Below are 13,615 nucleotides of genomic sequence, written 5' to 3' on the forward strand. Positions count from 1 at the left end.
TCACGCCGCCAGAGCTTCGTGCCACTCGGCGGGGAAGGTCGGACGCGGACCGCAGTAGCCGTGGTCGACGAGGGCGGCATGTACGCGATTGACGATGTCCCGCGGGTGTTTGAGATCCGCTGCGGTGATGACGACGAACCGCCACCCCAGAAGCTCCATGCGCTCGCGTCGCCAGACATCGTGGGTGCGTTGGGCCAGGCTCAGGCCATGTTGGCGGCCGTCATACTCCACCGCGACCTTCCAGTTGGGATAGGACATGTCGGGCCGTGCGAATGGCTCGAACTGATCTCCGTACGTGCGATTGCATACGGGCCGGGGGAGTCCGGCGAGTTCAAGAATCACGCGGACGTGCGATTCGCGCGGTGATTCGGAGCGTACGTCGAGCAACTCGGCGACGCGCCGTGCGCGGACCACTCCGTCAAAGTGGGTCTCGGTGACAAAGATCAGGAACGAATCGCGCGTCATATGGCCGTCGCGGATCAGCCAGTCGCCGGCGGCAACAAGATCGAGAATCGATCGGTGGGTGGCCGCATCGACCAAGCAGCGCTCCGCTGACAGGACGCGGCAGCCGTCGATCAGGTGGACGGGGCCGAGCAGATAGTTTCGGTGCACCGTGATGCCTTTGATACGAGTCGGCGAAGGCTTGTGGGTCGATACATGGACGCTCCCGCGAGTACCGATGTCGACGCCCCAGACGGCAAGACCTGACTCATGGCTCGCGGCGACGCGGTCACCGAGTGAGAGGACTGCTGCATACGCGCGCAGCGGCGGGGTGAGAACGAGGCCTTTGTAGGAGTACACCAGCGGGAAAGTCTTGTTGAAACGCGCGCCGCTAAGTATCTTGACCGATAATCCGAGTGCCAGTGCTTCGCGCAGGTGAAATGGACGAGTTAAAAGTTCGGTAGGTATTGGAGTTGTCATCCCACCACGACGCCACACACCCGGCCATCACCACCAGACTCAAAACTCAACCTGTGGACAAAATCGACAATCCACAGGCCGGGCCGAAGGCCCCCAAACCCAAGATTTGTTCGATTCCCGACCATTTGCTTGAAATGAATGGGCACAAATCGCACAAAACTCGGTCAGTAGTTTCGGTAGGCGATCAGGGAGACGCCGATGTAGTGGACGATGAAAGCGGCGATCGTGAAGCTGTGGAACACCTCGTGGAAGCCAAACCAGTGTGGCCACGGATCGGGCCATTTGAAACCGTAGACGAGAGCGCCGATCGTGTAGAGGCCGCCGCCGACAGCGATCATGGTCAGCACCGCGGTGCCACCCACTCGCTCGAAGTCGTCAATCCAGAAGATTGCCGCCCACCCCAGAGCGATGTAGATCGGGACGTACAACCAGCGTGGCGCGCCGACCCAGAACACACGGAAGATCAACCCGAGAATGGCGCCGCCCCAGACGAGGCATAGCAGAATCCACGCATTCTTCTTGTTCAGCAACAGTAGCGCGAATGGCGTGTAGGAGCCGGCGATGAGTACGAAGATGTTGGCATGGTCGAAGCGCTTCCAACGCGCCTTGGCGGTAGGGCCCCACTTGCCAGTGTGATAGGCCGCGCTGACGCCGAACAGCAGTAGTGCGCTGACCATGAACACCGCTACACCGGCACGTACCTTGACATCATCGGCGACAACCAGCATGACCAAAAAGCCGAAGAAAGCCAATGGCCACGTGGCCGCATGCAGCCAACCGCGAAGCCTCGGCTTGATCTCGTCGACCCTTCCCTTAAAACGTTCGCCGACTTCTTGGGCAATGCCGTCTGATTTAAGGTCGTCCATACGACTAGATTAGCGGTATGGCACCACGCGACCTCATTTACGGAGCCTACGAGCGACGTCTGCAACGCCGACTTGACCCGACGCGGCTACCCAAGCACGTCGGGGCGATTGTCGACGGCAATCGTCGCTGGGCCAAGGGCGCCGGGACCGGGGTCGACAACGGCTATCAGGCCGGCGCGGACAAGATCGGCGAGTTCCTTCAGTGGTGCAAGGAACTCGATGTTGACATTGTGACGCTCTGGGTTTTGTCGACCGACAATCTGCAACGGCCAGCCCATGAACTTGCCGGACTGCTTGCGGCCATCGAAAACCTCATCACCCAACTCGCCGCTGATCGAATCTGGCGGCTGACCCTTATCGGCAATCTCGACATGCTGCCGGCTGAATCGGCAGCGCGGATGAAGTCCGCGGTCGCACAGACCGACGACATCCATGGCATGCGCGTCAACGTATGTGTTGGCTATGGCGGTCGACAAGAGCTCACCGATGCGATGCGGGCGTTGCTGCTCGACGAGGCCGCCAAAGGCCGAACGCTTAAATCAGTGGCCGAAACACTTGAGGTCGACGACATCGCCGACCACCTCTACACGAAGGGTCAACCTGATCCCGACCTGGTGATCCGCACGTCGGGCGAGCAGCGGCTGTCCGGCTTCCTGCTGTGGCAGAGCGTGCACTCAGAATTCTATTTCTGCGACGCATTATGGCCCGCCTTCCGGCGCGTTGATTTCTTGCGGGCCATGCGCTCATACGCCGCACGCGATCGCCGGTTCGGGCATTGACCGTCGATCGCCGGTGGCCGGGCCTCCCCTTCGCAATCGCTGGCACCGCCTGCGTGATCGCTGGCGGGATATTGGCTGCTGCCACCGCCAACGTCTCAACCGAACACACCGCATGGGCAACGGCTTACCTGGTGCTGGTCTGCGGAGTCGGTCAGATTGTGCTTGGTGCTGCTACGGGCCTGCCCAACAACTCCACTCGCCGCTGGGCGGTGCCAGCGGTTTTCATTGGCTGGAATCTTGCCAATGCTGCCGTTCTTGCGGGAACGCTGCTTGACACAGAAATCATGGTGGATTTCGGTGGCGTCCTGCTGGCGCTGGTCCTGATCGAAGAGTTGATCGTCGTCCACAAGTCGCGGAGCCCGGTGCCGTGGCTGCTGCCAATATTCCGGGTCGTGGTCGGAATCATGTTGGTCAGCATTCCGGTCGGACTCGTACTCGCACACCTATAAATCAAGGTGCAGCCACAATTCGCCGGACCGAATCTCACGTATGAGCGTGTCGCCACACTTTTGGGCAACTTCAGTCGTACGTTCAAGACGTGTCAATGATGCTTGCCCCTGAGTTTCGAGGTTCGGTCCTACTCATTAGATAGGGCCGGCGCAGGGCGCGCGTGGGCTCGCGAGGAGACAGTCATGGCTGTTGACAAGAGCACCATTCCCGGGCGCCGCACCTACGTCGTTGATACCAGCGTCCTGCTGGCCGATCCGGGCGCATTCTCGCGTTTTCACGAACACGAGGTAGTCATCCCAGTGGTCGTGATCACCGAACTCGAGCGCAAGCGGCATCACCCCGAACTTGGCTACTTTGCTCGCTCGGCATTGCGCTTCCTGGACGATCTGCGGATTCTCCATGGCAAACTCGATGCGCCATTGCCGATCGGCGTGGAGGGCGGGTCGCTTCGAGTCGAGCTCAACCACATCGATCTAGCCGTTCTACCTGCTGGTTACCGTAGCGGCGACAACGATGCGCGCATTCTCGCCGTGGCCAAAAATCTCGCTAACGAGGGCAACGACGTCACGCTCGTGTCGAAGGACCTACCGATGCGAGTCAAGGCGTCGTCGGTGGGGTTGACGGCCGAGGAGTACCGCGCAGAACTCGCAATCGAGTCCGGCTGGACTGGTATGCGCGAGCTTGAGCTCGACAGCCTCGATCTGGACGACCTCTACTCCCACGGCACGATCGACCTGCCCGAAGCCCGCGAACTTCCGTGTCATACCGGGCTGGTGCTCGTCTCGGACAAGGGGAGCGGGCTTGGCCGGGTGACCCCCGATAAGCACGTCCAGCTCGTGCGTGGTGACCGGGAAGCGTTCGGCATCCACGGCCGTTCGGCTGAGCAGCGGATTGCCCTTGACCTACTCCTCGATCCTGACATCGGAATCGTGTCGATGGGCGGGCGCGCCGGCACCGGCAAATCCGCGCTCGCGATGTGCGCGGGGCTCGAGGCAGTGATGGAGCGGGGACTGCACAAGAAGGTCATCGTGTTCCGGCCGTTGTATGCGGTTGGCGGCCAAGAGCTCGGCTACCTCCCCGGCAGCGAGTCGGAGAAGATGGGCCCTTGGGGTCAGGCGGTCTACGACACGCTCGGCGCGGTGGCCTCCAGCGAAGTGATCGATGAGATTCTCGACCGCGGGATGCTCGAGGTATTGCCGCTGACTCACATACGTGGACGGTCGCTGCACGACTCGTTCGTGATCGTCGACGAAGCGCAGTCACTCGAACGCAATGTTCTGCTGACCGTCCTGTCACGCATCGGCGCCAACTCCAAGGTCGTGCTGACCCACGATGTCGCGCAACGCGACAACCTGCGAGTCGGCCGTTACGACGGTGTGGTTGCGGTTGTTGAGAAGCTCAAGGGCCATCCGCTGTTCGCGCACATCACGCTCACTCGTTCGGAGCGTTCACCGGTCGCTGCGCTGGTCACCGAACTGCTGGAGGACGTCACGTTGTGACCATGTGACCTCATCAGACCCTATGGTGTGGCAAAGTGTCGCAGGTGACAGTGCTGCCAACAAACGCGCTTCGGATCAGGGTGACGGCGGTATGTGCTGCCCTCGCTCTGGCATTGCTGGGTGCTTGTACGCCAGCCGCCACGACGGTTAAGACCGCATCCGGTGCGGTAGTACTGAACTGGTATTTGCCGCCCAGCCGGGTTGACGCTGCAACCCTCGCAAAGGGTTGCTCGAGTGCGTCCGACGGGGCATATTCCTTGAAGCTCCACACGCTACCTGCTGACGCGGATGACCGGCACGCTTTACTGGTCCGCCGACTGGCTGCCAAAGACCCGTCGATCGATCTAATCGGGCTCGACGACATGTTCACCGCGGAGTTCTCCGCCGCCCAACTGCTGGCGCCGATTCCCGACGACAAGAAGGCCGAATTCGCTGCCGATATTTTCCCCAAAGCGCTAGCGGCAGCCTCGTATGACGGCGCACTCGTCGCCGCGCCGTGGTGGTTCGATCCGCAACTGCTCTGGTACCGGAGCGCGGTTGCCGAGCGCGCCGGGATCGACATGAGCAAACCGGTGCTCTGGGAGAAACTCATCGAGGGTGCCGCACGGCTCGGGGTCAGCATCGAGGTTGACGACTTCAATGGGCACGGGATCCCTGGTTTGGTGTCAGCGTTGGTGGCTGATGCCGGTGGTGAGATCGTGACCGGGCGTGGACGCAAGGCGCAGGTCGGACTTGCCAGTGCGGCCGGGACCGCGGCAGCATCGGCGCTGCAGTTCTACGCAGATTCGTCCAACGGCATCGGACCCTCGGACCGGGCTGCGGCCCGTTTCGCCGGCTCGACCGGTGGATTCTTGATCGCTCCAAGTTCGGTGTTGTCCGATCCGGCATTGGCATCGATCGCGACGGACATGCGCTGGACGACGTATCCGGTGGTCGACTCCGATCAGCCGGCGATCCCCCCGTTGGCCGGCATCAATCTCGCCGTTCCGCTCTACGCTTCGCACACAGACTTGTCCTACCAAGCCATCAGTTGTCTGACGTCGGAGACGTCGATGGCGGCGTTGATGACCAGCGCCGGCCACAACCCTGCTCGTAGTACGACCTACGACGTGGCCGGAGTCACCGATTCGTTCCCGATGGCATCGGTTGTACGGCCGTCAGTCGAGGCTGGCGCGGCCGCGCCACAAACCCCCTATTGGTCGCTGGTTCGTTATGGACTCCAGTCCGCCTGGAGCCCAATCGATCAGGTCAACGCGTCGACGACGCCACGCGAATCGCAGCGTGCCGTACGGGCAGCGCTTGCGGGTGAATTGCCATGAGCACGATCACGGTGACACGGTTCAAACTCACCGGCTATGTCGTTCCGGCCATGGGGTTTCTGTTGCTGGCCGCGGGTTGGCCGCTCGGTCGGGCCGTATATGTCTCGCTTTTCAACGATCCGTTCATTAATCCGAGTGCTCACCGCTTTGTTGGCGTGGACAACTACGCCAATGTGCTGACCAATGCCGGCTGGTGGCAGTCCGTCGGGTGGACATTCGCCGTCGTTGTATTGGTCGTTACGGCTCAGCTGTTGCTGGGCTTCGTGTTTGCCGCGGTCGTCAGCCATTTGACGCGGTTGGCGCCGATTGGCCGCATTCTACTGTTGTTGCCATTTGCGCTGATGGTGTTCCTCTCGGCATCGACGTGGCAAACCGCACTTGATTCGGGCTATTTGGCCAATTGGTTTCGACTCGATGAGTTCGGTGAGCGCGGCGCGCTGTTGACGATCTATTTGGCCGAAGTGTGGCGTGGGACCGGCATTGTCGCGGTGATTCTGCTGGTTGGAATGCTGCGGATCAGCCCGAGCCTGATGACGTCCGCCGTTGCCGACGGTGCAACCGCGCGCCAGCGATTTACCCGGATCGTACTGCCAGCGGTTGCGCCAGCGGTCGCGATCGCGGTTGCCTATCGAGCCCTCGACGCGTTGCGGATGTTTGACACCCCGTATGTGGCCGGCGGCCTGGGTGCCGGTATTAATCCGCCGCAGACTTGGCTCTTCGAGACCTCGTTGTCGCGCTTCGAGTTCGGCCTCGGCGCGACCATGTCGGTGGTTTTCTTCCTTATCAGCATGCTTCTTGGGATTGCTCTCGTCCGGATTCTCCGTGTCAGGAGGGCGGTATGAACCCGTCTGTGCAGTCCCGGTTGATGGCCTCCGGTGTCGCATTTGTGCTCGGTTTCGCGGTCGCCAATTATGGCCTTCTGATGGTTGCTAAGCCCGATCAGTGGCTGTGGTTGATCGCCGCAGCAATCTTCATGATCACCGCCGGGATCGGTGTTGTCTTTGCTGACTCGCCGTCCGCGTTCTCAATGTGGACGGTCGTTGGTTTCGAACTGTTGATCGGGTTCACGCTCGTACCGTTTTTCTGGTTGGTGTCCTTGGCACTTGCACCGGCAGGAAGTGCTCCGCGTACGTTGTGGCCGCAGGAACCGAGCATGGCCGCGCTGCGCGACGCATTCGACTCCTCGCAGCTTCGTCACGGTGTCGTCAATTCGGTCATCATCGCTGGCGCATCGACCTTGATCGCGGTCGTTATTTCGGCGGCGGCGGCATATGCGCTCGTGCGTTTCAGCTTTCGTGGCAAGCGTCTCGCCTATGGCATGGTCCTGGGCGCGCTGTTCCTACCAGTGTTTGTTTTGGCCGGTCCGCTGGCTGATCAGGCATTCGCATTTGGGCTTTTCGACAGCAAACGGATGTTGATCGTGGGCTATCTAGCGATCACCATTCCGTTGTCGCTCTGGCTGTTCGTGTCACTGTTCGCGCAGACTCGCTGGAGCCTTCGGGACGCGGCGCGTGCCGATGGTGCAACTCGTTGGCAGTTAGCCCGCAAGGTCGACGTTCGGATGTTCGGTCCGGGCATAATTGCAGCGACCCTAATCGTATTTTTTGTCGCCTGCAACGATCTTGTTCTTGGTTTGGCACTCAGCACGACTGACACATCGATGCCGTTCCCGGCCACGCTTGCCGTTCTGGATCACACCGCGGTCGATTCATCGACAGCAATAGCCGCTGCGGGGCTGCTGTGGTTCCTGCCCACACTCCTTTTCATCCTCGTGTTCCAGCGCACGATCGTCTGGCTACTGGGAAGGCCCAACAGATGACCACGATCGAACTTCACAATGTGACCAAGGACGGTGGCAAGAACCAGCGCCGACCACTTGATGGGATCTCATTGACGGTGCCTGATGGCACGTCATTGGCGATCGTTGGCACCCCCGGGGCGGGCACGAGCGAGTTGCTACGCATGATCGTCGGATTGGACTATCCCGATGATGGCGAGATCTTGATGGACGGGGCGTTGATTAACCTGGTCGGGTCGCGCGACCGTGATGTGGCGATGGTCTTTCAGGATTTCGAGATCTATCCGCATCTGGACGTGTTCGAGAACATCGCGTTCTCCGCATCCCTCCGCAAGGGAAACGACCGCGCTGTCCTGTCCCAACGGATCGACGATGTCGCCACCATGCTCGGGCTCGCCGACAAACTGGACTTGAAGCCGCGGCGGCTCTCGACCGCAGACCGGCAACTTGTGGCATTGGCGCGAGTGCTCGTGCGTGATGCGTCGGTTTATTTGTTCGACGATGCGCTCTCGGCACTGGATGCTCGGCGACGCAGTCAGGTTCGATCGGCTGTTGGCCAATGGCAACGCAGCCTCGGGCGCACCTCGATCTTTGTCACCGCAGATATTGCGGAAGCTTTGTCGCTGGGCGATCAGGTCGCGGTCATGCACCAGGGGTTTGTGCATCAGATCGGCGCACCCCGTGATCTGTATGAGCGGCCCAGCGATCTTTTTGTAGCTGCTTTCTTGGGCGATCCACCGATCAATCTGATCCCCGCGACGGCGCATGATTCGGTTTTGCAACTACCTTTCGTCACGCTGCCGTTCGGCGAAGAGATGATGCTCCGGGCGGCCGGACGAGAACTTCTCATGGTCGGTATTCGACCCGAAGATTGCCTGGATGCCTCAACGCTCAGCGCGGATCAGTTGCAGGGCAAGATCGTGTTCTCAGCCAAGATCGACGAGGTTGAGTGGCGCGGTCGCTCCCAGTACGCGTATCTGGGTTTCGAGATCGACGACGAAACCGAAATCGTGCTCGAAGAGGTCGAGAATCACCTGGAGTATGACCTGTTCCAAACGTTCTTGTTGGCCGAGGTCGCGGCCGAACGCGAATTAGCTGTCGGGATGTTTTTGAAGGTTGCTGTCGACTCACAGCGAATCCATGTGTTCGATCCGGCGACCGGTGAGAACCTGACGCTTCCGAGTCAATCCTGATCGGACGGTTCCAGAGTAGGTTTGGTTGGCCGCTGCTTCTGGGCGCAATTTTCACCGCGCTGTATTCAACATTGACCTTGGCGCGATACCGCCGATTCATTATCCCATCGTGGGACAACGCGATCTTCGAGCAGGGGATCAAGGGCTATGCGCACTTCGGGGCGCCAATCGTGGATGTCAAGGGCCCGGGCTTCAATCAGCTCGGTGATCACTTCTCACCCATTTTGGCGACGATCGCTCCGTTCTACCGAATTTTCCCTTCAGCGCAGACGGTTCTCCTGGCGCAGACAGTCTTGATCGGTATCTCGGTCGCTATTGTCACGGCGATTGCACGGCGGCATCTCAGCACGGCAAATGCGCTCGCGCTCGCAATCGCATACGGATTGTCATTTGGTATCCAGTCTGCGGTCAACGCGGACTTCCACGAGATGGCCTTCGCGGCACCGATTGTTGCAATGGCCGGCGGTGCTTATCTGCAGCGGGATTGGCGTCGAGTGGTGTTGTGGTCATTGCCGCTGCTCCTCGTTAAAGAAGACATGGGACTGACTGTCGCGGCGATCGCTGTGGTGTTGTTTCTGCACGGCGAGCGGCGGCGTGGGATCGTGCTCGGGGCGATCGGCTTGGCCACAATGGTGCTAGTGATCCTGGTGGTCATTCCACATTTCAGCCCAACTGGTGAATGGCAGTACAGCTCGAGTTTCGGCGGGCAGCGCGGTTTTCTGACGGTTCTCCTTGATGCGCCGCTGCGCAAGACGTTGACGGTGGTTCTGACCTTTGCCATCACCGGCATGTTGGCGCTGTGGTCGCCGTGGTCGCTAGTCGCCATACCGACATTCGCGATCCGCTTCGCCGCCGACAAGCCAGCCTATTGGGGAACCGAGTGGCACTATTCCCTCATTCTGATGCCGATTGTCTTCATCGCACTAATTGATGTGATGCGCAAGGAATGGCGGTGTGAATGGCTTCGTGGTTATGCGCCGAAGGGCGCGGCCGTGGCGCTGGCATTCGCCGCGGCTATGCAGTTGCATTCGCCACTCTCAGCGCTGGCTAAGACATCTTGGTCGTCGGGCCTGCACAATGCTGCCGCGCGCGAGGCGATCGCCATGGTGCCTGCGGGCGCTTCGGTCGAAACCGACCTCCGTTTCATGACGCATCTCGTCGCCGATCACCGCGTCTATTGGATTGGCAGTATCGACGCCACTGGCGTCCCTGCCAATCCCGACTATGTTCTGTTCAACACGCTTGGCGCCATCGGGTCACCGAAAAACGCCGTGGCTTATGCCGAAACAACCCACGGCGGGACCTGGCAGCTTGTCTTCAGCGAGTTTGGCTTTCAGCTGGCAACCCGCGTGCCGAACTGAGCCGCTTCCCTGACTCTCAGTATGGGGCCAGACGTTCAGGGATGGGTCATTGACATGACGTCGAGCGCCTTGTCGAGATCGGCTTCGCTGATCTCGCCGCGTTCGACATAGCCGAGCTCGATGACAACCTGGCGGATGGTCTTCTTCTCCTTGACCGCCTTCTTGGCGATCGTCGAAGCATTCTCATAGCCGATGTAGCGGTTGAGCGGCGTGACGACCGAGGGTGACGATTCGGCGAGTTCGAGACAATGCTCGACATCGGCGATGATGCCATCGACACAGTGATCGGCGAGTACCCGCGACGAATTGGCCAGCAGCCGCATCGATTCGAGCAGATTGCGACCGATAACGGGCAGCATCACGTTCAACTCGAAGGAGCCAGCCGCGCCCGATGCCGCGATCGTCGCGTCATTGCCAATGACCTGAGCACACACCATCAGGGTTGCCTCGGGCAGAACTGGGTTGACCTTGCCGGGCATGATGCTCGAACCGGGCTGGAGATCAGGCAGGTGGATCTCGCCGAGACCCGTACGTGGTCCCGAACCCATCCAGCGAAGATCGTTGCAAATTTTGGTGAGGCTGACCGCGATCGTACGGAGCTGACCGGACATCTCGACCAGACCATCGCGCGCGCCCTGGGCCTCGAAGTGATTGAGCGCCTCGGTGAGCGGCAAGCCGGTGCCCTCGGCAAGGAGCGCGATGACGCGCTGCGGGAAGCCGATCGGCGTGTTGATCCCGGTTCCGACGGCGGTGCCGCCAAGCGGAACCTCGGCAGTGCGGGGGAGCGAGGCCTCGATGCGTTCGATCCCGCGACGAACCTGAGCGGCATAACCGCCGAACTCCTGGCCGAGCGTGACCGGGGTGGCATCCATCAAGTGGGTCCGACCGGACTTGACGACGGTGGCGAATTCCTTCGCCTTGCCCTCAAACGAGGTTGCAAGGTGATCGAGTGCCGGCATCAGGTGATTAACTGCGGAGTCCGTCGCTGCGACGTGGATCGACGTGGGGAAGACATCATTTGAGGACTGCGAGGCGTTGACGTGGTCATTGGGATGGACCTCGCTGCCGAGAATATTTGTGGCGAGGGTTGCAATGACCTCGTTGGTGTTCATATTCGATGACGTGCCCGAGCCGGTCTGGAAGACGTCGATCGGGAACTCGCCGTCGTGTTTGCCGGTCTCGACCTCTGCTGCAGCAGCAACGATGGCGTCGGCCATCGGCTGCTCGAGAATGCCGAGTTCAAGGTTGGCTTTGGCGCAGGCCGCCTTGATCTGCGCCAGCGCTTTGATCTGAGCGGATTCGAGGGGAGTGCCGGAGATCGGGAAGTTCTCGACGGCTCGCTGGGTCTGGGCCCGCCAGAGCGCGTTCGCGGGGACCTTGACCTCGCCCATGGTGTCGTGTTCGATGCGATATTCAATGTCAGCCATAAGGCTGAGACTATCGGGGCGACTTTGGCTGCGCGCCGCGGAGTAGCCAGTAGAACTCGTCTCGCTCCTGCAGCGTGACGGGGAACTGCTCGGCATCTACGTGTTCGAAATGCTCGCTCAAGGTTGCCCGCAGCGGCACTGAGTCTTCCTGCGACCACAGCGCCACGAATCCAGCCGGGCCCAACCGTGCGGCGCACGTTTCGATGAAGGGGGACTCATACACCGCCGCATTGCTGTCATGCACGAGGAAATCCGGTCCGTTGTCGACGTCGAGCAGGATCGCGTCCAGCCCACCGATGTCGAGGTCGGCGGTGACTTCTTGCACATCGCCGATGTGCAGATCGACCCGCGGATCGGCAAGCAGATCGGCTCCGGAGATCGTCCCGGCGCGCATCCACTCGACGATCTCGCTGTGGAGCTCCGCGACGATAACGCGCTCGATGTGGGGATCAGCCAGTAACGCGCGCACGGTGAAGCCGAGGCCGAGGCCGCCGACCAGGACCTGCCGTGCGCCAGCGGTGCGGGCCGAAGCGGCGAGTGCTCGCTCGGATGAGGTCTCGACGTCATCCATCACGAAGACGCCATTGACCCGTAGTTCGGTAGCGCCGTCGGTTCGTCGGCGCAGGACGACGTGATCGGTCGCAGGCATGACTCGACAATATCGGAGGAGCTAGTCTCGATTTATGCTCATCCCCGCCGCTGACCCGCGAACGCTGTTGGGCTGTTGGTCACTCGATCGGATGATTCAGGATCGGTATGCCGGTCAGGACCTTCGTGTCATTGGCACGACTGAACTGACCCTTGAGCGCGATGATCGCATTCGCTGGTTCGACGCAGGCACGCTCCACCGCGGCACCACAACCGCGCCGGTGCAGCGCACCTCGTACCTGATTCGAGACGGTGACGATTGGCAGGTCACGTTCGAGGACGGCAAGCCATTCCATCCCTGGCGGCCTGGGGACGATGTTGACCATCCATGTGCGGCTGACCTCTATCGCGGGCGGGTGGATCTTAGCGCGCTGGAGCGTGGCCGTTGGTGCGTGGTTTGGACGGTGTCCGGCCCCGCAAAGGACTATTCGATGACGAGCGAGATGACACGGCTGTGAGCTCAGACCCGATCGGTGGCACGCTCAGCGGTGCGGACGATCGCATCGATGAAGGTCGTATGGAGTTGGGCCGGTAGGTCATGTCCCATGCCATTAATTTCGATCAATTCGGAGCCGCGAAGCGCATTGGCGGTTGCCCGCCCGCCGGACGGATTGACCAGTCGATCACGTAATCCGTGGATGACCGTCGCGGGAATGTCGAGCGTCATCAGGTCACGGGTGCGATCGGGCTGGGAGAGGACCGCTAGCATCTGTCTGCCGACGCCGGTGGCGCTCCACCCTCGGTCGTACGTCTCGATGGCGCGGGCCCGCTCGCGCTGCTCATCGCTGGGGAAGGCGGGCGAGCCGATCAGCTTCCCAGTCTCGAGTGCGGACTTGACGTATGACTCACGGGTGCGGCCGGCGGATCTGAGCATCGCCGGGATGACGCGCGGATGTTGCCAGCCGACCTTGCGGTTGCCGGTCGAGGACATGATCGAGGTGAGTGACATCACCCGGTCCGGGTGGGTGAGTGCCATAGTCTGGATGATCATCCCGCCCATCGACATTCCCGCGATGTGGGCGCGCTCGATGCCGAGGTGATCGAGCAGTCCGAAGGCGTCGTCGGCGAGATCAGAAATCCCGTAGGGCGCGCGGCCGCGCCCGAAAAAGGCCGTGATGATGGCTTTGTTGCTGACCCGGTGCTTGCGCAGCTTGGTCGACCTACCGGTGTCTCGATTATCAAACCGAACGACCAAGTAGCCCCGACTACTCAGCTGCGTGCAAAATTCTGAATCCCACCAGCCCATCGGTCCGCCAAGGCCCATGACAAGCAGGATCGCGGGATGATCAGGATCGCCGAACGTTTCGTAACAGATCTCGATGCCTGACGGCAGTGTTGTCATCTCTTCAGACAT

Annotated in this window: 14 protein-coding genes; 9 read left to right on the forward strand and 5 right to left on the reverse strand. The window is 61.0% G+C overall.

The features are described 5' to 3' along the window. Together AC2YB9_RS04605 and trhA are read right to left on the reverse strand one after the other, a co-directional pair. Positions 1-921, reverse strand: a complete 921-nt coding sequence (locus AC2YB9_RS04605) for a hypothetical protein (RefSeq protein ID WP_487267581.1) — start codon at positions 919-921, stop codon at positions 1-3. Positions 922-1,085: 164 nt separating this feature from the next. After that, positions 1,086-1,787, reverse strand: coding sequence for a PAQR family membrane homeostasis protein TrhA (gene trhA, locus AC2YB9_RS04610; protein ID WP_487267582.1), 702 nt, complete (start codon positions 1,785-1,787; stop codon positions 1,086-1,088). Positions 1,788-1,804: 17 nt separating this feature from the next. Between trhA and AC2YB9_RS04615 the strand changes: the two genes are divergently transcribed. The 8 genes from AC2YB9_RS04615 (at position 1,805) to AC2YB9_RS04650 (ending at position 10,186) form a co-directional block, all read left to right on the forward strand. Continuing rightward, complete coding sequence (locus AC2YB9_RS04615; protein WP_487267583.1) at positions 1,805-2,566, forward strand: isoprenyl transferase; 762 nt, start codon at positions 1,805-1,807, stop codon at positions 2,564-2,566. Continuing rightward, positions 2,563-3,015 carry a hypothetical protein gene (locus AC2YB9_RS04620; RefSeq protein ID WP_487267584.1) on the forward strand — a complete coding sequence of 151 codons (453 nt, stop codon included), beginning with the start codon at positions 2,563-2,565 and terminating at the stop codon, positions 3,013-3,015. The genes AC2YB9_RS04615 and AC2YB9_RS04620 overlap by 4 nt, the downstream gene beginning before the upstream one ends. Before the next feature lie 183 nt (positions 3,016-3,198). Continuing rightward, the gene (gene phoH2 / locus AC2YB9_RS04625; protein WP_487267585.1) at positions 3,199-4,515 is read left to right on the forward strand and encodes an RNA 5'-3' helicase PhoH2; all 1,317 of its coding nucleotides are present in this window, start codon (positions 3,199-3,201) and stop codon (positions 4,513-4,515) included. Between the two features lie 35 nt (positions 4,516-4,550). Then, the gene (locus tag AC2YB9_RS04630) at positions 4,551-5,834 is read left to right on the forward strand and encodes an extracellular solute-binding protein (RefSeq protein WP_487267586.1); all 1,284 of its coding nucleotides are present in this window, start codon (positions 4,551-4,553) and stop codon (positions 5,832-5,834) included. Continuing rightward, positions 5,831-6,676, forward strand: a complete 846-nt coding sequence (locus tag AC2YB9_RS04635; RefSeq protein WP_487267587.1) for a carbohydrate ABC transporter permease — start codon at positions 5,831-5,833, stop codon at positions 6,674-6,676. The genes AC2YB9_RS04630 and AC2YB9_RS04635 overlap by 4 nt, the downstream gene beginning before the upstream one ends. After that, positions 6,673-7,653, forward strand: coding sequence for a carbohydrate ABC transporter permease (locus AC2YB9_RS04640; protein WP_487267588.1), 981 nt, complete (start codon positions 6,673-6,675; stop codon positions 7,651-7,653). Before AC2YB9_RS04635 ends, AC2YB9_RS04640 begins: the two co-directional genes overlap by 4 nt. Further along, positions 7,650-8,825: an ABC transporter ATP-binding protein gene (locus tag AC2YB9_RS04645; RefSeq protein ID WP_487267589.1), complete on the forward strand. Its 1,176-nt coding sequence runs from the start codon at positions 7,650-7,652 to the stop codon at positions 8,823-8,825. The genes AC2YB9_RS04640 and AC2YB9_RS04645 overlap by 4 nt, the downstream gene beginning before the upstream one ends. Positions 8,826-8,896: 71 nt before the next feature. Next, positions 8,897-10,186, forward strand: coding sequence for a DUF2079 domain-containing protein (locus AC2YB9_RS04650; protein WP_487267590.1), 1,290 nt, complete (start codon positions 8,897-8,899; stop codon positions 10,184-10,186). A gap of 35 nt (positions 10,187-10,221) precedes the next feature. On the opposite strand, the gene AC2YB9_RS04655 is transcribed toward AC2YB9_RS04650, so the two are convergent. Continuing rightward, on the reverse strand, positions 10,222-11,613 hold the full coding sequence (locus tag AC2YB9_RS04655; RefSeq protein ID WP_487267591.1) for a class II fumarate hydratase: 1,392 nt from the start codon (positions 11,611-11,613) through the stop codon (positions 10,222-10,224). A gap of 10 nt (positions 11,614-11,623) precedes the next feature. Continuing rightward, positions 11,624-12,262: a spermine/spermidine synthase domain-containing protein gene (locus AC2YB9_RS04660; protein WP_487267592.1), complete on the reverse strand. Its 639-nt coding sequence runs from the start codon at positions 12,260-12,262 to the stop codon at positions 11,624-11,626. Between the two features lie 34 nt (positions 12,263-12,296). Here AC2YB9_RS04660 and AC2YB9_RS04665 point away from each other — a divergent pair, with 34 nt between their 5' ends. Continuing rightward, the gene (locus AC2YB9_RS04665) at positions 12,297-12,719 is read left to right on the forward strand and encodes a DUF6314 family protein (RefSeq protein ID WP_487267593.1); all 423 of its coding nucleotides are present in this window, start codon (positions 12,297-12,299) and stop codon (positions 12,717-12,719) included. 2 nt (positions 12,720-12,721) lie between these two features. On the opposite strand, the gene AC2YB9_RS04670 is transcribed toward AC2YB9_RS04665, so the two are convergent. Next, positions 12,722-13,615, reverse strand: coding sequence for an alpha/beta fold hydrolase (locus AC2YB9_RS04670; RefSeq protein ID WP_487267594.1), 894 nt, complete (start codon positions 13,613-13,615; stop codon positions 12,722-12,724).

The organism is Aeromicrobium changchenzhani (assembly GCF_057586615.1).